This window comes from Methylotenera sp. E1MeOHC1, from assembly GCF_058745595.1.
On the sequence record NZ_CP196025.1, the window covers coordinates 2,368,355 to 2,387,114 of the forward strand.

Consider the following 18,760-nt stretch of genomic DNA (forward strand, 5'->3'; position numbering starts at 1 on the left):
GCATTTGGCGCTACGTTCTTGTGTGGTAACGGGCTAAGTCTACTCTTGATCCCAATATGGTTCTGGGCCAAAGCGTTCACTTAAGAAATCAATCAAAGCGCGGGTTTTTAGCGGTAAGTTCCGTTTTGGTAGATAAAGTGCATATACATATTGGTCAATTGGGATGCACTCCGGCAACACGGACTGTAGCCGCTTGGCTTGTATATCTTTGCCAATAATAAAAGTAGGCAGTAACGCAAGTCCAAACCCACCTAATACTACTTGTGATAGCGCCTCGTCGTCATTAATGCGTAAACGCCCTGAAACGGGAATTAAGCTCTCGCTACCTGCAACTTCAAAGCGCCATAAACCGCTGTCCCCCGAGTGTATGTAGTCAAGGCAGTTGTGCTGCGTCAGTGCTTGTGGTGACTGTGGAATGCCAAATTGTTTAAAATAGTCAGGTGTGGCACACAGCCTGCGTCTTATCGGTGCTAGTTTTTTTGCAACCAGAGCCTCGGGCGGGTTTCTGGTGACGCATATCACTAGGTCGTAGCCTTCTTCAGCTAAATCAACCACGCGATCTGTAATGGTCATGTCAATATCAAGCTCTGGGTAGCGATGCAGAAAGTCGCCTACTGCTGGCGCAATATGTAATGTGCCAAAGGCCACAGAGGCGGCCACCTTAAGCACGCCGCGTGGTTGTGCATTCAGGCTTTCAATCATCTTATGCGCTTGGTCTGCCTCATCATTGATGCGTGTGCAGTAATCAAAAAAAGACGCACCAACCTCAGTTAGGCTCAGGTGGCGCGTGCTGCGGTTGAGCAGGCTGGCGTCAAGACTATGTTCTAATTTGGCAACAGCCTTGCTAACGGAAGATCTGGACACGCCAAGCTTTCTTGCCGCAGCTGAAAAGCCCTGCTCATTCACTACTTGGGCAAAAATTATCATTAAATTTAAATCATACATAAGCTTATTGTAGCCATATTGGAAACAGTTATGTGCGATTTGATGGTCTTATTTAATCTGTTTGTACCCATTAATATGTTGATGTGCCGAGCATTGTGTTCGGCATTTTTACGATGTGTTGGGGAAGATGATGGAAATTGATAAATTAATACTTTCAGATCAGGACTATGCGCGGCTTTCTATGCTTGCCAATGATGAGTTGCTAGGTGATGAGTTAAGTAGGGCGATTGTTGTGCCAGCGGATCAAGTACCAGCAGATGTGGTCAGGATAAATTCACGCGTTATCTATTTGGATGAAAGTAGCGGCTTAAGCCGTGAAGTAGAGCTGGTATTTCCGGAGGGGGCGGACCTGAAATACGGAAAGATTTCAGTGCTTTCGCCTGTGGGCTCTGCATTGCTCGGGTTGAAAGAAGGGCAGGTGATTGATTGGCCATTCCCCCATGGGCAATCCAGACGGCTAAAAGTGGTGAGTGTTGCTAATTATTTTGGGCTGGAACAGGATTAGGCCGTTACCTGTGCTTTGGGATGGTGGCTAAATAGAGGCTTTCTACTTTGTCCCGTGCCCATTGCGTTTTGCGTAAAAATTTCAAACTGGATTTAATGCTGGGATCGCTGCTAAAACAATTGACAGGAATTTTATCGGCGAGCGTTTCCCAGCCGTAATAATCTACCAAATAAGTCACAATGGCTTCTAAAGTAATACCGTGTAAGGGGTTGTTGTGTTGAGTGTTTGTCATAGGTGTATTTATATCATTAATCCGCTGAACTATATTCAAAAAGTATATGGTTGACAGTGTTAAAGCTACTTGGTAATGTGGGCTTAATCTATTGAATTAAATTCAAATTATGAATGTAAACACTTCTTTATCAGGCATGAATGCTGCGCAAACTCGGTTGGATGTGGCTGCGAATAATATTGCTAATCTCAGTACTGATAACTTTACAAGAAAAGAAGTGGTGCAGGCTGATCTTCCACAAGGCGGTACGGTGGTGGCGGATATCAAAAGCGCTGCACAGTCTGGCAGTAATTTGGAAGCGGATATGGTTGAGCAGCTTAAAGCCAGAAATACTTATATGGCTAATTTGTCGGTGTTCAAGTCTAATAATGATATGTTGATGGGTACTATCATCGATATTAATGCATAGCTATGTATTTGTAGTGAGGAGCTTGGTATGGACGTTTCAGGAATAGCAACGGCGGCAGCTAATCTGGCGCAGTACAAAACGGCTAGTGATGTGCAGCTGGCGGTATTTAAAAAAGCGATCGACATCAGCGCTCAAAGCTCGTTGCAACTTATTCAAGCTGCTACGCAATCTTTACCCAGCAATCCGCCCAATCTTGGTAATACGATTGATACTTTTGCTTAGCTAAGTAGCTTTAAGCTTATTTAGTTGGTTTCTGGAGAGTTCATTTCACATGCTGTGCTTTAAAGAGGCACTGTTTCAAGTTTTCAAATAATGTGGTTTCAAGATTGAAGTATAAATATTTTGCTTCAGACCATTTGTTCTCACTTGCATTTCTTTACGCTTAATCTTGCTAGGCTTTTTGACCGCTAGGCTGTTAAGCAATAAACTCGATTAGGTTAGCCTCCCGCATGTTAAAATACGCATGAAGCTGGCTAGACAGTCGCCGTTCACATTTAACTTGCCAGTTTACTGGTTTAGTTAAGCAGGATAGCTCCTTGTGGGTTCTCTTGGTGGAGGGAGGAAAGTCCGGGCTGCATAGAGCGGGATGACGGTTAACGGCCGTCCGCTGAAAGCCGCAAGGTATAAGGCGAGGAATAGGGCCACAGAGACGAGCGTATTAAGTTACGGTGAAACGCGGTAACCTCCATTCGCAGCAAGACCAAATAGGCTGGTATTGGCGTGGCTCGCGCTGCCAGCGGGTAGGTTGCTCGAGCGTGCAAGTAATTGTACGCCTAGATGAATGACTGTCGTGCGTTGTAAAACGTAAACAGAACCCGGCTTATCGGCCAGCTTCAATTTAATCCAACACTTTAGTTTTTAATCCCTCAGTGCATTGCGCGCTTGTCTTGCATCATGTTTTTTTATCCGATTTTTTATTATTTCAATGTTAAAAATGCTCAGTTAGCGATGGGATGTAGTGCGCTATGACATCGATTTTTACCGTCATTTATTTGCTCAAACCAGCACGGGCTTGGTTCATCGCCATGCATGTGAAAAATCTGGCTAATTGACGAACAAAAAATAGTCTTTGTGACGGCTTAATTACAATTCAAACGCTTTCGCAATTATCCTAACAATCTACATTCACACAATTTTGTATGTGCTTAATTTATAACGACTTTATTTTTATCACAAAAAAGCGCTAAGTCCTTGACCTGTAAAGAAAAAATAGCAAAAAAGCGCTTGCATTAGATAATTTTTTTATCTATAGTGCATCTTAGTGGGGAAAAGTGGGTTTTTGTGGGGAATTGCTCATTGTTAGGTAGGTGAAATTCTTGAGTGGTGTTGTAGAGATTGGCTCGTTAGATAACTACTAAGGGTTATTTGATTGGTGTCTTGTGATGCGGTTTGGCAGTTCCCCATTTTTTATATAGAAATTGTTTGTTTGGGCTTAATCGGACTTTAAGGAAAATAACAGACGTATGTTTCGTGGTGCTACATCATTAAGTTTGGATGCCAAGAGCAGGCTCGCTGTGCCCACAAAGCACAGAGAAGCATTGCAGCTTGAGTGTGCCGGCAACTTAGTGTTGACTGCGCACCCTCATCGTTGCCTATTGCTGTATCCGCAGCCGGCTTGGGAGCCTATTCAAGCAAAAATGATGGCTTTGTCGTCCTTTGATAAGCAATCTAGTGCCTTGCAGCGCTTACTGGTCGGTTTTGCTGAAGACATCAGTCTGGATGGCGCAGGCCGTCTGCTGGTGTCGCCAGTATTGCGTGACTTTGCCGGCTTGGATAAAGAAGTGATGTTGGTTGGCCAGGGTAGCCATTTTGAATTGTGGAGCATCGCTGCATGGCGTGCCCAATTAGAGCAAGTAATGCAAGATGATGGTTTTGCAATGCCCGCAGAATTAGAGGGATTTTCGCTGTGATTAAGGGCGTGAACAGCGCGCCCACCAAAGCATCATTGTCTTCAAAAAAAGCGTCTCTAAAAAACGCTGATAAGTTAGAAAAGTACCCACAAGAAGTGTCAGTCTCAAATTCAAATCAAGATCAAAGCATGGTAGATGAAGCTTCTTCCGTTAATGCACATATTACTGTGTTGCTGAACGAGGCTGTGCATGCTTTAGACATTAAGCCAAATGGCATCTATGTAGATGGCACATTTGGTCGCGGTGGTCATTCCAGAAAAATTTTAGCGCAGTTAGGTGATGCAGGCCGATTAATTGCATTTGATCGCGATTTGGCTGCTATCGAGTCTGGCAAGGCGGTTAATGATCCGCGTTTTACGCTGGTACACAGCCACTTTGCGGCCATGCAAGCACGTTTGGCTGAGCTGGGCGTTCAGCATGTGGACGGGATTTTGTTGGATTTGGGCATCTCATCACCGCAAATTGATGAAGCTGGCCGTGGTTTTAGTTTTAGATACGATGCGCCGTTGGATATGCGCATGGATCAAAGTAGTGGGGAAACAGCGGCAGATTTTCTTGGCCGTACAACAGAGCAGCAATTAGCGGAGGTTATAAAAAATTATGGTGAAGAACGGTTTGCTAAGTCGATTGCAAGGGCGATTATTGCGGAGCGCAATGACGGGCGTGCCATCACCACTACTGGGCAGCTTGCCCAGGTCGTGGCAGGTGCAGTCACGCGCTTCGAGCCAGGGCAGAACCCTGCAACGCGCACATTTCAAGCTTTACGGATTTTCGTCAATCAGGAGCTTGAGGAATTATCGGTAACTATGCCGCAATGCTTGAAGCTGCTTGCGCCACGGGGCAGGCTTGCAGTCATCAGTTTTCATTCGCTTGAAGACCGTATTGTGAAGCAGTTTATTCGCGGTCAGGAAGATCGCGATGACCTGCCGGCAAATTTCCCGGTGCGTGCGGCTGATTTGCCGCAGCCGCGTTTAAAAAGTGTGGGTAAGGCAATTAAGCCTAGCGACGAAGAGGTGCGGTTGAATCCACGTTCACGCAGTGCGGTATTGCGCGTGGCGGAAAGGACGTCGGTTTTATGACGCGCCTTAATCTCATATTGTTTTTTGCATTAATTTTTTCGTCATTGGGCTTGGTCAATGCGCAGCATCAAGCGCGTAAGTTGTACATAGAGTTAGAGCATTTGAATCAAACTGAAAAACAGTACGACCAAGAGTATGGCCAACTACAGCTGGAGCAGAGTACTTGGGCTATGCATTCACGCATTGAGCAAATTGCTACGCAGCAACTACAAATGCAAGTGCCTGATGCAAAAAGGATTCAGGTGGTGAGTTTGGTGGCGCAGCCAGCATTAAACAAACCTGCAGATGTGCAAAGTGAGGGTAAACCTTAATGGCTATGCACACCCCCTTAGTGATTGTGAAATTACCAGCATGGCGTCGTCGCCTATTGCTGGTATTGGTGCTGCTAGGGTTTGCTGCCTTGCTGGGCAGGGGTGTGTATTTGCAAAGCTTCCATAAGCGCTTTTTGCAAGAAAAAGGAGATGCGCGCTATAGCCGTACCTTGGTGTTGCCGGCGCAACGTGGAAAGATTACGGATCGTTATGGCGAATTACTGGCGATTAGCTCTCCTGTGGAGTCGGTGTGGGCGAATCCGTCAGATGTGAAAATTAGCGCAAGCCAAACCAAAAAGCTTGCTGAATTGTTAGGCTTTAAAAAAGACACGATTGATAAAAAACTAGCTAACAATACACGTGAGTTTGTGTATTTAAAGCGCCGTGTTTCTCCAGAATTAGCGGCTGAGATTATGCAGCTAGGCATTGCCGGTGTTTATCTGCAACGTGAATACAAACGCTATTACCCTGCGGGAGATGTGACAGCGCACTTGGTGGGCTTTACCGATATTGACGATAAAGGCCAAGAAGGCTTTGAGCTGGCGATGAATAGTGCGTTGTCAGGTAAAAATGGTAGCCGCAAGGTGATTAAAGACCGTGCCGGCCGCATCATCGAGGACTTGGAAGCGGTTAAAGTGCCGCAAGATGGTGCGGACATTACGTTATCTATTGATCGCAGGATTCAGTATTTAGCGCATCGCGAGCTGACAAAGGCAGTGGAAAAATTTCAGGCAAATGCTGGTGCTGCCATTGTGCTGGATGCAAAAACCGGAGAAGTGTTGGCAATGGTAAATGTGCCAACTTACAACCCCAATAACCCGGTCAATATTCAAGGTAAAACACGTAACCGTGCGATTACAGACATCTTTGAGCCAGGCTCAACCATGAAAACTGTCACGGTAGCGGCGGCCTTGGAAGCTGGAAAATACACGCCAGATACGTTGATTCAAACTGCGCCCGGCTATATGAGCATAGGCCCAGCCACGATTCATGACGCGCATCCGCATGGCTTGATGACGGTGTCCGAAGTGATTCAAAAGTCTTCAAACGTGGGCGCAGCAAAAATGGCACTGTCGCTTGAGCCTCAGTATTTGTGGGGCGTGTTTAATTTAATCGGTTTCGGTTCAAAAACTCGCATCGGCTTTCCTGGAGAGGTTTCTGGCAGGCTACGTGATTACAAAACATGGCGTCCTATTGAGCAGGCAACTATGTCATACGGGCATGGGATCAGCGTGACCTTGCTGCAAATGGCACGGGCTTATACCGTATTTGCCAATGATGGTGAATTAAAACCAGTTTCTTTATTGAAATTAAAGGATGTACCTGTGGGTACGCAAGTGTTTAGTGCAAAAACTGCCAATGAAGTGAAGTCTATGCTGGAGTTGGTTGTGCTACCTGGCGGTACGGCGTTAAGGGCGCAAGTGCTTGGGTATCGTGTCGCGGGTAAAACCGGTACCACGCACAAGCTTGGTGATCACGGCTATGAAAAGAATAAATATGTAGGTTCGTTTGTGGGCATGGCGCCAGCTTCTAACCCGCGTTTGATTATGGCGGTGATGATTGATGACCCAAGTAGTGGCGAGTATTACGGCGGCACGGTTGCTGCACCTGTATTTAGTGCGGTGATGGCTGATGCGCTACGTATGCTGTCAGTGCCACAAGATGCGCCGAATAATAACGTAGTGATTCCTAGTGATGTTGAAGATGTGAAGGAAAGCATATGACCTTGCTCACATCTTTTAATCAGACATTTACCTTAGTGACAGCTGATAGCCGGCAAGTTGTACCTGGCGCTTTGTTTTTAGCGTATCCAGGAGTGCATAGCGATGGCCGCAAATATATTGCTCAAGCGGTTACTGCGGGTGCCAGTGCAGTGCTTTGGGATAGCGAAGGTTTTGTTTGGGATGCGGCAATCAAAGTGGCTAATCTTGGTGTGAGTCAATTGAAAAACCAAGTGGCACAGATTGCTGCTGAGTTTTATCAATATCCATCACGCAAGCTGGATGTGATAGGCGTGACCGGTACTAATGGTAAAACCTCTGTGAGCCAATGGATTGCGCAGGCTATGCAGGCCTTGGGTAAAAAAACAGCAGTAATCGGCACCATTGGTAGTGGCTTTGCCGATGCGAGCGGTAACGGCTTGGTGGAAACTAGTAACACCACGCCAGATGCCATTTTGCTGCAAAAAATGTTGGCAGATTATGCCAATCAAGGTGCTACTGCGGTAGCGATGGAAGTTTCATCGCATGGCTTAGATCAAGGGCGTGTGAATGCGGTTGAGTTTGATTTTGCCGTATTTACTAACCTAACGCGTGATCATCTGGATTATCACGAAACGATGGATGCGTATGCCAGCGCCAAGCAAAAGCTATTTAACTGGCCAAACTTGCATACTGCAATTTTGAATGCGGATGATGATTTTGGCAAAAAGATGGCGGCATCGCTTATTGCAAATAATAAGTCATTACTGACTTACGGCTTGGCACAGGGTGATGTGCGTGCTAACACGCTCACGTTGGGGGCTAACGGAATCAGCATGCAAGTAACTACACCGCAAGGCAACGCGGTGTTGAGTGCGCCAGTGTTGGGGCGCTTTAATGCCTATAACTTGCTGGCCGTGCTGGCAACCCTATTGGCACGCCAAGTGCCATTGAGTGACGCGGTCGCTGCCATTTCGCAGATTAAGCCTGTGGCTGGTCGTATGCAGCAATTTGGCGGCGAGGATAAGCCGTTAGTGGTGGTGGATTATGCACATACGCCGGATGCTTTGGAGAATGTGTTGGTTAGCCTGCGTGAGCAAACGCTAGGCAAGTTAATTTGCGTATTTGGCTGCGGTGGTGATCGTGATGCAGGTAAGCGCCCGTTGATGGGGGCGATTGCTGAAAAGTTTGCGCACCATGTGGTGGTGACTAGCGATAATCCGCGCAATGAAAATCCTGCATTGATTATTGAGCAAATCGTTAACGGTATGACGGTGTTGCCAAGCATAGCACCTGATCGTGCGATTGCGATTCAGCAGGCAATCAAGTTTGCCAATAAGGACGATGTTGTGTTGTTGGCAGGTAAAGGACATGAAGATTATCAGGAAATTGGCGGGGTAAGAACGCCGTTTAGCGATATCACCGTTGCGCAGTCTGCGTTATTGAATTGGGTGCCTAATCAGGCAATGGCGGTGAGAAAATGATGATGCTATCAGAAGCAGCAGCGGCTTTAGGCGTACAGCACATCGGCGCTGATGTGCAGTTTAGTTCTGTAGGCAGCGACAGCCGCAATATTGTGGCGGGACAGTTATTTGTAGCGCTTAAAGGTGCAAATTTTGATGGAAACACCTTCGCGCAAGAGGCTTTAAAGCTGGGCGCGGCGGCGGTGCTGGTGTCTGATGCTGCTGTGCAGGCAGAGCCGCGTATTGTGGTTGCAGATACCAGACTTGCCCTAGGTGAGCTGGCTAAATACTGGCGTCAAAAGTTTGAGATGCCTGTGGTAGCCGTGACCGGCAGTAACGGTAAGACCACCACTAAAGAAATGCTAAGCGCAATTTTAAGCGAGGTAGCGCAAGGTAAGGCCTCTGTACATGCAACCTACGGTAACTTGAATAACGATATAGGTTTGCCGCTCACCTTACTGAAAATGCAGCCAAGCCATCAGTATGCCGTGGTGGAAATGGGCATGAACCATTTAGGTGAGATTGATTATTTAACCCATATTGCCCAACCGGATGTGGCGCTGATTAATAACGCCGGTATTGCGCATATTGGTGAGCTGGGCTCACGTGACAATATTGCTAAAGCTAAGGGCGAGATTTTTGCAGGGCTCAAGCCGGATGGCGTGGCAGTGATTAATGCTGACAGCGATTATGCAGGATACTGGAAATCACTGAATCCAAACAGAAAAATAGTGACATTTGGGCTGAAAAAAGCTGCGGATGTAAGTGCTCGCTATCAAGAGCTTGATGGTTACGCCAGTGTGCTACTGACTGCAGCAGGCACTGAGGTAAGCGTGCAGTTGAATGTGCAAGGTGAGCACAATATTAGCAACGCATTGGCAGCAGCTACTGCGGCTTACGCACTAGGTGTTTCATTAAGTGATATAGGTCGTGGTTTAGCCAGTTTTACTGGTGTATATGGGCGCTTGGAGCGCAAAGCCGGTATCAATGGTGCCGTGGTGATTGATGATACTTATAACGCTAACCCAGACTCAATGAAGGCTGCCATCAATGTTTTGGCTAAGCTTGCGGGTAAAAAAATACTGGTGCTGGGTGATATGGGCGAGCTTGGTGCTGATGCGCAAAATATGCATGCAGAAGTTGGTGCTTATGCCAAGGCGGCTGGTTTAGCAGCGCTGTATTGCTTAGGTAATTTAAGTGTGGAGACTGCACGCAGCTTTGGGCAGGGTGCCGAGCACTTTAGCTCAGCAGAGGCTATTGCACAGGCAGTGTTGCCCGCACTTGAGCAAGGCACCACCGTGCTGGTTAAAGGTTCGCGTTTTATGCAAATGGAGCGCGTAGTGAATTTGTTGGTAGAAACACAAAAGTAAGCGAATTGGGAGAAAGAAAATGTTACTCGAACTAGCACAATGGTTAGCACATGATATCCGTGGGTTTAATGTATTTAATTACATTACCTTGCGTGCTGTTTTGGCTACGCTTACTGCATTGGTGATTTCATTGATGGTAGGGCCAACTTTAATTCGTAAATTAACCCAATATAAAGTGGGTCAAGCAGTGCGTGACGATGGCCCGCAAACGCATTTGATTAAAGCTGGCACTCCAACCATGGGGGGCGCATTGATCTTGGTGTCAATTGCGATTTCAACCCTGCTATGGGCGGACTTGAGCAATCGATTTGTTTGGGTGGTGCTATTTACCACACTAGGTTTTGGCGTGATTGGCTGGGTGGACGACTGGCGCAAGGTGGTACATCGCAACCCTAAAGGCTTGTCTGCTAAAGAAAAGTATTTCTGGCAATCCGTGGTAGGTTTAAGCGTTGCTGTGTTCTTGCAGCAAACAGCCGCTACGCCAGCGGAAACGACATTGCTGATCCCATTCTTTAAAAATCTGGTTGTACCACTGAGTGGCTTGGGATTTATTGTGCTGACTTATCTGGTGGTGGTAGGTAGCAGCAACGCCGTTAACCTCACAGATGGTTTAGATGGTCTAGCAATTATGCCAACCGTGATGGTGGCCGGTGCCTTGGCGATTTTTGCGTATGTGACTGGGCACTTGTACTTCTCAAGATACTTAAGTATCGCCTATGTGCCGGGTGCGGGTGAGCTTACCGTGTTCTGTGCCGCAATGGTGGGCGCAGGCTTGGGCTTCCTTTGGTTCAATGCCTATCCGGCTGAGGTGTTTATGGGCGACGTAGGTGCCCTGGCATTAGGTGCGGCCTTAGGCATTGTTGCTGTGGTGGTGCGTCAGGAAGTGATCTTGTTCATTATGGGTGGCGTGTTTGTGATGGAAACCTTATCGGTAGCGGCACAGGTGACTTACTTTAAATACACCAAACATAAAACCGGTACCGGTAAACGTATCTTTTTGATGGCGCCGCTGCATCACCATTATGAGCAAAAAGGCTGGAAAGAAACACAAGTAGTGGTGCGCTTCTGGATCATCAGCATGATGCTGGTATTGATTGGTTTGGCTAGTTTAAAAATTAGGTAACAAGTCTAAAAATTAGGTAATTAGTGAACTTAAACATGCAAATCACGTTAAAAGACAAAAAAGTATTAGTGCTGGGCCTGGGGGATACCGGGCTATCAGCATTGCGCTGGCTGCATAGCCAAGGCGCACGTTTGTCTGTGGCTGACACACGCGAGGTGCCGCCAGGGCTGGATGCATTAAAAGCAGAATTGCCAGATGCAGTGGTATATACCGGTGCGTTGAAGCCAGTCGTGTTTGATGGTGTGGACCTAGCTGTGATTAGTCCGGGCGTGCCGTTGAGCGAGCCTGAAATTCAGGCTGCGATACAACGCGGCGTGCCGATAGTGGGGGATGTGGAGTTATTTGCACAATACCGCCCAGCTAGTGCCAAACTGATTGCGATTACCGGTGCCAACGGTAAAACTACAGTTACCACACTGGTGGGCGAGATGTGCAAAGCGGCCGGTTTGAAGACTATCGTAGCTGGCAATATTGGCTTACCTGTACTTGATACCTTAAGTATGGAAACTCCGGATGTTTATGTACTGGAGCTTTCTAGCTTTCAGTTAGAAACAACCAATAGTCTGTTAGCAGATGCAGCCACCATGTTGAATCTATCAGAAGATCATATGGATAGATACGACAGCATGCAAAGCTATGCTGTGGCCAAGGCGCATATTTTTTACCATGCAAAATTGCAGGTGCTCAATCGTGATGATGCCTGGAGCATGATGATGTCGCGCGCTAAGTTGGCACAAGTGACATTTGGTCTGGATGACGTTGTTGCTGAGCAAGATTATGGCATTAAACAAGTGGATGGCGAGGCATGGCTGAGCTGCGGTACGCATGACTTAATGAATATCCGCGACTTGAAAATTGCCGGGTTGCACAATGCCAGCAACGCATTGGCAGCTATTGCCTTGTGCCGTGGCATAGGCTTGGACTTTGCGCCAATTATTCAGACTTTGTACAACTTTAAAGGCTTGCCGCATCGCGTGGAGTGGGTTGCCAATATTGATGATGTTGATTATTACGATGACTCAAAAGGCACTAACGTAGGAGCAACTTGCGCGGCATTATCTGGATTATCACAAAAAATAGTGCTGATTGCCGGTGGCGATGGCAAGGGGCAAGATTTCTCGCCGCTTAAAGAGGCAGTGAGTGCTAACGCACGTGCTGTGGTACTGATTGGCCGCGATGCCGCTTTGATTGAAGCTGAGCTGTTATCCACTGATGTGCCTATGTACCATGCCGCAGACTTGCCAGAGGCAGTGACTATTGCAAAGAAACTCGCGCAAGTGGGCGATGCGGTATTGCTGTCTCCAGCCTGCGCCAGTTTTGACATGTTTAAAAACTATGTACACCGTGCCGAAGTGTTCGTGGCAGCAGTGAAACGTTTGGAGCATGCCGCATGATTACTGCCATGTTGAATCGTGATCGCATCAACTCACCAAGCTACGATCAGAGCTTGCTGTGGGTCACCCTCATTTTGCTAGGGATTGGTTTGGTCATGGTGTATTCAGCATCGATTGCGATTGCAGAATCAGATAAAGCGCTAGGTTATAACAGCAGCTATTACCTAGTGCGTCAGGCCATATTCTTGATTGTGAGCTTAACCGCCGGTTTTATTGCATTTAATGTGCCGATGGCCTGGTGGCAAAAAATGGCGCCATACCTATTTTTACTAGGCCTGGCATTGTTAGTACTGGTACTTATCCCGGGTATTGGCAAGGTAGTAGGCGGTAGCCGCCGCTGGTTATCTTTGTTTGTGATTAACTTGCAGCCATCCGAATTTATGAAATTATTTGCTGCCATGTACGTGGCAGATTACACAGTTCGTAAAGCTGCAGTGATGGATAGCTTCACCAAAGGCTTTATGCCGATGTTGTTTGTAATGCTGCTGGTGGGCGGGCTTTTACTGAATGAGCCTGACTTTGGCGCGTTTGCAGTAATTGCGGCGATATCAATTTCTATCCTGTGGTTGGGCGGAATCAATGCGCGAATCTTTGGTGGTTTGATTGTGCTACTGGTGGTTGGTTTTGTGTTCCTGATCTGGAGCTCGCCATATCGCTTAGAGCGCGTGATCGGTTTTATGGACCCTTGGGCAGACCCGTATGGTAAAGGTTATCAGTTGTCACATGCGTTGATTGCGTTTGGCCGCGGAGAATGGTTTGGCGTTGGTTTAGGAGCCAGTGTAGAGAAACTGCTGTACTTGCCAGAGGCGCATACAGACTTTTTATTGGCGGTAGTAGCGGAAGAGCTGGGTTTTGTTGGTGTGCTCACCGTGATTGGCTTGTTTATGTGGATATTGATTCGCGCGTTTGGCATAGCCAAAGAAGCGATAGAGAATGAACGTTATTTCTCAGCGTTGCTAGCACAGGGCTTGGGCGTATGGATTGGTGTGCAAAGTATTATCAATATGGGTGTGAACATGGGCTTGCTGCCAACCAAAGGCTTGACGCTGCCTTTGATGTCATTCGGCGGTAGCGGCATTTTAGCTAACTGCATTGCACTCGCCATATTGCTACGCATTGATTTTGAAAACCGCCGATTACAAAAAGGGTTGCCAGCATGAGTAAAGCAACCACTAAAACTTTAATGGTGATGGCCGGCGGCACCGGTGGGCATGTTTACCCAGCGATGGCCGTGGCGGATGCATTGAAAAGCCAAGGCTGGAATATCGTTTGGCTGTGTACTGAAGGCGGTATGGAAAATAAGCTGATTGCAGGCAAACCTTACGATAAGGCCATGATTACTATGCAAGGCGTACGTGGTAAAGGCTTATTGGGTTGGCTGTTATTGCCGGTGAAGTTAATCACAGCGTTTACACAAAGTTTAAAAGCGCTCAATCAGTTTAAGCCAGATGTGGTGTTGGGCATGGGTGGTTTTGCTGCATTCCCTGGTGGTTTAATGGCGCGTTTGCAAGGACGCCCATTAGTGATACATGAGCAAAACTCGGTTGCTGGTTTAACCAATAAGGTGCTGGCCAAAGTGGCTACACGAGTTTTGGCTGCATTTCCTGCGGCGTTTGGCGCTAAGGCAGATTTATTGGGTAACCCAGTGCGCGCAGATATTGCAAATATTGCACAGCCTGAGCAGCGCTTTGCCGATAGAAGTGGCGCGTTACGCTTATTAATTGTTGGTGGCAGCTTGGGTGCGCAAGCGTTGAACGAGGTGATTCCGCAGGCCTTGGCCAAGTTGCCAGAAGCACAACGCCCGCAAGTAGTACACCAGGCAGGTGTGAAGCATATTGAAGTATTGCAAAACAATTATAAACAAGCAGGCGTAGTAGCAGATGCGCGTGCCTATATTGAAAACATGGCAGAGATGTATGCATGGGCAGATTTTGTGATTTGCCGTTCAGGCGCATTAACCGTGGCTGAAATTTCTACGGCGGGGTTGGGTTCTATGATGGTGCCGTTCCCGTTTGCGGTGGATGATCATCAGACTGGTAACGCTCAGTATTTAGCAGATGCAGGCGCCACAATTTTGGTGCAACAAAAAGAATTGAGTGTAGATAAATTGGCAAAAATTTTAAATGAGTTAAGTCGTGAGCAGTGTCTGGACATGGCAAAAAAAGCACGTGCATTGGGCAAGCCAGAGGCCACCGCTGATGTTGCAAAAGTTTGCGTACAAATGGCAGAGCAAGGAGTCGCGAAATGAAACATAAAGTAAAAAATGTGCATTTTGTTGGCATAGGCGGCTCAGGTATGAGCGGCATTGCTGAAGTGTTGATTAATCTGGACTTTAACGTCAGCGGTTCAGACTTGGCCGCAAATGCAACGACCAAGCGCTTGGTTGCCTTTGGCGCAACCGTCTACCAAGGCCACGAAGCTGAAAACGTGAAAGATGCGGATGTAGTTGTGGTGTCCTCCGCGGTAAATGAGGCGAATCCGGAAGTTAAGGCGGCACGCGAGAAAAAGATACCAGTGGTGCCGCGTGCGCTGATGCTGGCTGAACTAATGCGCTTTAAACAGGGCATTGCAGTAGCCGGCACGCACGGTAAAACCACCACTACTAGCTTAATCGCCAGTATTTTGGCTGAAGCCGGCATGGACCCAACCTTTGTGATTGGCGGCAAATTAGAGGCGGCCAATGCTAATGCTAAATTAGGTACTGGTGACTATATCGTGGCCGAGGCTGATGAGTCAGATGCGTCATTTTTACACCTGACACCAGTGATGGCGGTGGTGACAAATATTGACCAAGACCATATGGATACTTATGAACACAGCTTTGAGAAACTCAAAAGTGCATTTGTAGAGTTCTTACAGCAATTGCCGTTTTGGGGTATGGCCGTGGTGTGTGTGGACGATGCCAATATTCGCGAAATATTGCCACGCGTGACTAAGCCGGTGATGACTTATGGCTTGAGTGAAGATGCACGTATCCGCGCTAAGAACGTACGTGCCGACGACGGCAAGATGCACTTTACCGTGCAACGAATTAACGGCGTGACCACAGAGTTTGATGTGACCTTGAACTTGCCCGGCAATCACTATGTGTTGAATGCGCTAGCAGCGATTGCCATCGCTAGTGAGTTAAATGTGCCGGATGCCGCCATTATTAAAGCCCTTAAAGAATTTAAAGGGGTGGGTAGACGCTTTGAGCGTTATGGTGAAGTGCCAGCCATGCCACGCAATGAAACCAGCAACGGCACATTTACGCTGATTGATGACTACGGACATCATCCGGTAGAGATGCAAGCGGTGATAGCGGCAGCGCGCGGCGCTTTCCCGAATCGACGTTTGGTGATGGCATTCCAGCCGCATCGCTATACACGCACTAGAGACTGCTTTGAAGACTTCGTGCGAGTGCTATCAAGTGCTGATGTGGTGTTGCTCACCGAAGTTTATTCAGCAGGCGAAGCGCCGATTGTGGCCGCAGATACACGCTCGCTGATACGCGCGATTCGCGTTGCAGGCAAGGTGGAACCGTTATTTGTAGAAACAACTGATGAGTTGCCGCAAGCAATTTTAGATATTGCACGTGCGGATGACGTGGTGATTGTGATGGGCGCAGGCTCTATTGGCCAAGTAGCTTTAAAAACCAAAGAGTTGCAGTTGACTAAAGCACAATCTCAAGGGGTTGCCGCAGCATGACTCAACTTAAAGGAAAATTGCTCTTAAACGAACCCATGGCGCGCTATACCAGCTGGCGTGTGGGTGGTCGTGCAGACCAATTTTATATTCCAGAGAGTTTGGAAGACCTGAGTGTGTTTTTACAAGGCTTAGATGCTGCTGAGCCTACTTATTTTATCGGGCTGGGCTCAAACCTATTGGTGCGTGATGGCGGCATACGCGGCACGGTAGTGTTGATGCATAACGTATTAACAGCGCTGCATATGGATGGCGAGGCTGTTTATGCTGAGGCCGGTGTGACTTGTGCCAAATTGGCAAAGTTCTGCGCTAAAGAAGCGAGGCAAGGCGCCGAGTTTTTTGCAGGTATTCCAGGCACCTTAGGTGGTGCGCTAGCGATGAACGCGGGATGTTATGGCAGTGAAACCTGGAATGTAGTGAAGCGTGTGACAACGATTAATAAACGCGGTGAACTGAATACGCGTGATGCTGCGGCGTTTATTCCAAGTTATCGGCATATCGATATGCCGGCAGTAGATGAATGGTTTGTCGCGGCATGGCTGAGATTAGAACATGGTGATGCGCAAGAGTCAGTCCAGAAGATTAAAACACTGCTGGCAAAACGCTTAGCAGCTCAGCCCTTGAATCAGCCGAGTGCGGGCTCTACGTTCAGGAATCCGTCAGGAGACTTTGCGGCCAGGCTGATAGAGGCAAGCGGATTAAAAGGTTACATCATTGGTGGGGCGCAAGTATCAGAAAAACATGCCAATTTTATTGTGAATATTGGCGGTGCAAATGCACTGGATATTGAATTGCTGATTCAGCATATGCGCGAAACAGTGTTAGAAAAACAAGGGGTTGCACTGCAACAGGAAGTTAAAGTGCTGGGCGAATTAGAGGTAAGAGAATAATGCAGGAATTTGGAAAAGTAGCAGTGTTATTAGGTGGTAAGTCTGGCGAGCGTGAAGTTTCGCTTAAAAGCGGCACGGCTGTGCTTGCCGCATTGCAAAGACAGGGTGTTGATGCGCATGCGTTTGACCCGGCCACAAGGCCATTACACGATTTAGAGGCTTTTGATTTAGCCATGATTTCACTGCATGGCCGTTTTGGTGAAGATGGTGCAATGCAAGGTGCTTTAGAGTTGCTGGGCATTCCATACACCGGCAGTGGTGTGATGGCATCTGCCATAGGCATGGATAAATGGCGCACCAAAATGATGTGGTCTGCCGCTGGGGTGAGTACGCCAGCATTTGAAGTAGTGACTGCAGATTCAGATTTTGATGCGATTGAGAAAAAGCTAGGCTTACCTTTATTTGTAAAACCAGCCAACGAAGGCTCTAGTATTGGTATTAGTAAGGTGAAGCAAGCCGGTGGCTTGAAAGCGGCATACGAGCTTGCCGCCAAATCTGATCCATTGGTGATTGCAGAGCAGTTTGTGGGCGGTGGCGAATATACCGTGGGTATTTTGGGTGACCAGGCATTGCCGATTGTACGCATCGTACCTAAGAACGAATTTTATGATTTTGAAGCCAAGTATTTGCGTGATGACACAGAGTACAAATGCCCTTGTGGTTTAAGTGCGGAAAAAGAAGCACAGATACAGCAGGAAGCTTTACTGGCATTTAATACCATTGGTTGCCAAGGCTGGGGGCGTGTCGATTTCTTAATGGATGAGGCAGGTAACCACTACTTTTTAGAGGTGAACACTAGCCCAGGGATGACAGACCACAGTTTGGTGCCGATGGCGGCAAAAGCGGCAGGCATCAGTTTTGATGAGTTGGTCGTAAGAATTTTGAGATTAGCGCATGTGGGATAAGCCTGCATTACTTAACTGGGTAGCAAATCTACTGTATGCGATCAGTATGGTAGTGGCGTTATACGCGGTGGTATATGTGGTGGTGCATCTGCCGATTTTCCCATTACGCGAAGTTAAAGTGGATGGGGAGTTGCACCATGTGAGCCGTGAGCAGGTAAAGCTGATTGTGGCTAAGCATTTGAAAGGTAACTTTTTTACGCTGGATTTGATTAATGCGCGTGATGCGTTTGAGAAGTTACCTTGGGCACGCAGTGTGAGTGTGCGCCGTCGTTGGCCGGACAAGTTGGAAGTGGTGATAGTAGAGCATCAGGCACTTGCCCGTTGGGGGAACACCGCATTGGTGAATAAGCAGGGCGAGTTGTTTCATGCGGCATCTGGTAGTGATTTACCTGTGTTTTACGGGCCAGATAATGGTGTGATTGAAGTGGCATCACAATATGACTCGCTAAACAAAGTGCTAAAAAGCGCTAATTTAGAAGTGGCAACCTTGGCGTTAACGCCAAGGCGAGCTTGGCAGGTGACAACCACCAACGGCATCGTGCTGGAGCTGGGTAGAGTGGAAATGCAGGCAAGGTTAGAGAAGTTTGCAAATATATATAGCAGTACTTTGGTGGGGCTGAATAAGAAAATTACTTATGTGGACTTACGCTATCCAAGTGGTTTTGCGGTGCGTAGGCCGACAGCGGTGGTAAATACAGAAAAAGAAAAAGTCGCTAGTGTGGCTGGCGTTCTTAAGGCAGTAGATGCTGCCAAGGCCAAGCCAAGCGATACAAAAGCAATTAAAAGCGAAGCAGTGAAAAAACGTACGGGAACCGTGACCTAATTCACGGAAGGGATGAA

Annotated in this window: 19 protein-coding genes and 1 other RNA gene; 18 read left to right on the plus strand and 2 right to left on the minus strand. The window is 47.5% G+C overall.

Features of this window, described 5'->3' with window-relative positions:
• Positions 1-39: 39 nt before the first annotated feature.
• On the minus strand, positions 40-945 hold the full coding sequence (locus ACSSU7_RS11155; RefSeq protein WP_492516544.1) for a LysR family transcriptional regulator: 906 nt from the start codon (positions 943-945) through the stop codon (positions 40-42).
• Between the two features lie 130 nt (positions 946-1,075).
• On the opposite strand from ACSSU7_RS11155, the gene rnk reads away from it, so the two are divergent.
• A complete protein-coding gene (rnk, locus tag ACSSU7_RS11160) occupies positions 1,076-1,450 on the plus strand; it encodes a nucleoside diphosphate kinase regulator (RefSeq protein ID WP_492517797.1) in 375 nt (124 codons plus the stop codon).
• 4 nt (positions 1,451-1,454) lie between these two features.
• Here rnk and ACSSU7_RS11165 read toward each other — a convergent pair whose 3' ends face one another.
• Positions 1,455-1,682 carry a VF530 family protein gene (locus ACSSU7_RS11165; protein WP_492516545.1) on the minus strand — a complete coding sequence of 76 codons (228 nt, stop codon included), beginning with the start codon at positions 1,680-1,682 and terminating at the stop codon, positions 1,455-1,457.
• Positions 1,683-1,791: 109 nt separating this feature from the next.
• On the opposite strand from ACSSU7_RS11165, the gene ACSSU7_RS11170 reads away from it, so the two are divergent.
• From ACSSU7_RS11170 to ACSSU7_RS11250, 17 genes are all read left to right on the plus strand, one after another.
• Positions 1,792-2,091, plus strand: coding sequence for a flagellar basal body protein (locus ACSSU7_RS11170; RefSeq protein ID WP_492516546.1), 300 nt, complete (start codon positions 1,792-1,794; stop codon positions 2,089-2,091).
• 27 nt (positions 2,092-2,118) lie between these two features.
• On the plus strand, positions 2,119-2,313 hold the full coding sequence (locus ACSSU7_RS11175; RefSeq protein WP_492516547.1) for a YjfB family protein: 195 nt from the start codon (positions 2,119-2,121) through the stop codon (positions 2,311-2,313).
• 243 nt (positions 2,314-2,556) lie between these two features.
• Positions 2,557-2,930: RNase P RNA component class A (rnpB, locus tag ACSSU7_RS11180), an RNA gene on the plus strand.
• A 624-nt stretch (positions 2,931-3,554) separates the two neighbouring features.
• Positions 3,555-4,001: a division/cell wall cluster transcriptional repressor MraZ gene (mraZ, locus tag ACSSU7_RS11185; protein ID WP_492516548.1), complete on the plus strand. Its 447-nt coding sequence runs from the start codon at positions 3,555-3,557 to the stop codon at positions 3,999-4,001.
• The gene (gene rsmH, locus ACSSU7_RS11190; RefSeq protein ID WP_492516549.1) at positions 3,998-5,080 is read left to right on the plus strand and encodes a 16S rRNA (cytosine(1402)-N(4))-methyltransferase RsmH; all 1,083 of its coding nucleotides are present in this window, start codon (positions 3,998-4,000) and stop codon (positions 5,078-5,080) included. Before mraZ ends, rsmH begins: the two co-directional genes overlap by 4 nt.
• The gene (ftsL, locus tag ACSSU7_RS11195) at positions 5,077-5,391 is read left to right on the plus strand and encodes a cell division protein FtsL (protein ID WP_492516550.1); all 315 of its coding nucleotides are present in this window, start codon (positions 5,077-5,079) and stop codon (positions 5,389-5,391) included. Before rsmH ends, ftsL begins: the two co-directional genes overlap by 4 nt.
• Positions 5,391-7,115 (plus strand): peptidoglycan D,D-transpeptidase FtsI family protein, encoded by a 1,725-nt coding sequence (locus ACSSU7_RS11200; protein WP_492516551.1) that lies wholly within the window; start codon positions 5,391-5,393, stop codon positions 7,113-7,115. The genes ftsL and ACSSU7_RS11200 overlap by 1 nt, the downstream gene beginning before the upstream one ends.
• Positions 7,112-8,575: a UDP-N-acetylmuramoyl-L-alanyl-D-glutamate--2,6-diaminopimelate ligase gene (locus ACSSU7_RS11205; protein ID WP_492516552.1), complete on the plus strand. Its 1,464-nt coding sequence runs from the start codon at positions 7,112-7,114 to the stop codon at positions 8,573-8,575. The genes ACSSU7_RS11200 and ACSSU7_RS11205 overlap by 4 nt, the downstream gene beginning before the upstream one ends.
• Positions 8,572-9,924, plus strand: coding sequence for a UDP-N-acetylmuramoyl-tripeptide--D-alanyl-D-alanine ligase (locus tag ACSSU7_RS11210; RefSeq protein WP_492516553.1), 1,353 nt, complete (start codon positions 8,572-8,574; stop codon positions 9,922-9,924). Before ACSSU7_RS11205 ends, ACSSU7_RS11210 begins: the two co-directional genes overlap by 4 nt.
• Positions 9,925-9,943: 19 nt before the next feature.
• Entirely contained in the window at positions 9,944-11,047 is a 1,104-nt protein-coding gene (gene mraY / locus ACSSU7_RS11215; protein ID WP_331018767.1) for a phospho-N-acetylmuramoyl-pentapeptide-transferase, read from the plus strand.
• 35 nt (positions 11,048-11,082) lie between these two features.
• A complete protein-coding gene (gene murD, locus ACSSU7_RS11220) occupies positions 11,083-12,441 on the plus strand; it encodes a UDP-N-acetylmuramoyl-L-alanine--D-glutamate ligase (RefSeq protein ID WP_492516554.1) in 1,359 nt (452 codons plus the stop codon).
• Entirely contained in the window at positions 12,438-13,601 is a 1,164-nt protein-coding gene (gene ftsW / locus ACSSU7_RS11225; RefSeq protein ID WP_331018769.1) for a putative lipid II flippase FtsW, read from the plus strand. The genes murD and ftsW overlap by 4 nt, the downstream gene beginning before the upstream one ends.
• On the plus strand, positions 13,598-14,689 hold the full coding sequence (gene murG / locus ACSSU7_RS11230) for an undecaprenyldiphospho-muramoylpentapeptide beta-N-acetylglucosaminyltransferase (RefSeq protein ID WP_492516555.1): 1,092 nt from the start codon (positions 13,598-13,600) through the stop codon (positions 14,687-14,689). Before ftsW ends, murG begins: the two co-directional genes overlap by 4 nt.
• Complete coding sequence (gene murC / locus ACSSU7_RS11235; RefSeq protein ID WP_492516556.1) at positions 14,686-16,128, plus strand: UDP-N-acetylmuramate--L-alanine ligase; 1,443 nt, start codon at positions 14,686-14,688, stop codon at positions 16,126-16,128. The genes murG and murC overlap by 4 nt, the downstream gene beginning before the upstream one ends.
• The gene (gene murB, locus ACSSU7_RS11240; protein ID WP_492516557.1) at positions 16,125-17,015 is read left to right on the plus strand and encodes a UDP-N-acetylmuramate dehydrogenase; all 891 of its coding nucleotides are present in this window, start codon (positions 16,125-16,127) and stop codon (positions 17,013-17,015) included. The genes murC and murB overlap by 4 nt, the downstream gene beginning before the upstream one ends.
• Entirely contained in the window at positions 17,015-17,920 is a 906-nt protein-coding gene (locus ACSSU7_RS11245) for a D-alanine--D-alanine ligase (RefSeq protein ID WP_492516558.1), read from the plus strand. The genes murB and ACSSU7_RS11245 overlap by 1 nt, the downstream gene beginning before the upstream one ends.
• Complete coding sequence (locus tag ACSSU7_RS11250; protein ID WP_492516559.1) at positions 17,910-18,743, plus strand: cell division protein FtsQ/DivIB; 834 nt, start codon at positions 17,910-17,912, stop codon at positions 18,741-18,743. Before ACSSU7_RS11245 ends, ACSSU7_RS11250 begins: the two co-directional genes overlap by 11 nt.
• Positions 18,744-18,760: the final 17 nt, after the last annotated feature.

Coding starts and splice junctions, on each gene's coding strand:
- ACSSU7_RS11155 (WP_492516544.1), bottom strand. CDS start 945: ATGTATGATTTAAATTTAATGATAATTTTTGCCCAAGTAGTGAATGAG.
- rnk (WP_492517797.1), top strand. CDS start 1,076: ATGGAAATTGATAAATTAATACTTTCAGATCAGGACTATGCGCGGCTT.
- ACSSU7_RS11165 (WP_492516545.1), bottom strand. CDS start 1,682: ATGACAAACACTCAACACAACAACCCCTTACACGGTATTACTTTAGAA.
- ACSSU7_RS11170 (WP_492516546.1), top strand. CDS start 1,792: ATGAATGTAAACACTTCTTTATCAGGCATGAATGCTGCGCAAACTCGG.
- ACSSU7_RS11175 (WP_492516547.1), top strand. CDS start 2,119: ATGGACGTTTCAGGAATAGCAACGGCGGCAGCTAATCTGGCGCAGTAC.
- mraZ (WP_492516548.1), top strand. CDS start 3,555: ATGTTTCGTGGTGCTACATCATTAAGTTTGGATGCCAAGAGCAGGCTC.
- ftsL (WP_492516550.1), top strand. CDS start 5,077: ATGACGCGCCTTAATCTCATATTGTTTTTTGCATTAATTTTTTCGTCA.
- ACSSU7_RS11200 (WP_492516551.1), top strand. CDS start 5,391: ATGGCTATGCACACCCCCTTAGTGATTGTGAAATTACCAGCATGGCGT.
- ACSSU7_RS11205 (WP_492516552.1), top strand. CDS start 7,112: ATGACCTTGCTCACATCTTTTAATCAGACATTTACCTTAGTGACAGCT.
- ACSSU7_RS11210 (WP_492516553.1), top strand. CDS start 8,572: ATGATGATGCTATCAGAAGCAGCAGCGGCTTTAGGCGTACAGCACATC.
- mraY (WP_331018767.1), top strand. CDS start 9,944: ATGTTACTCGAACTAGCACAATGGTTAGCACATGATATCCGTGGGTTT.
- murD (WP_492516554.1), top strand. CDS start 11,083: ATGCAAATCACGTTAAAAGACAAAAAAGTATTAGTGCTGGGCCTGGGG.
- ftsW (WP_331018769.1), top strand. CDS start 12,438: ATGATTACTGCCATGTTGAATCGTGATCGCATCAACTCACCAAGCTAC.
- murG (WP_492516555.1), top strand. CDS start 13,598: ATGAGTAAAGCAACCACTAAAACTTTAATGGTGATGGCCGGCGGCACC.
- murC (WP_492516556.1), top strand. CDS start 14,686: ATGAAACATAAAGTAAAAAATGTGCATTTTGTTGGCATAGGCGGCTCA.
- murB (WP_492516557.1), top strand. CDS start 16,125: ATGACTCAACTTAAAGGAAAATTGCTCTTAAACGAACCCATGGCGCGC.
- ACSSU7_RS11245 (WP_492516558.1), top strand. CDS start 17,015: ATGCAGGAATTTGGAAAAGTAGCAGTGTTATTAGGTGGTAAGTCTGGC.
- ACSSU7_RS11250 (WP_492516559.1), top strand. CDS start 17,910: ATGTGGGATAAGCCTGCATTACTTAACTGGGTAGCAAATCTACTGTAT.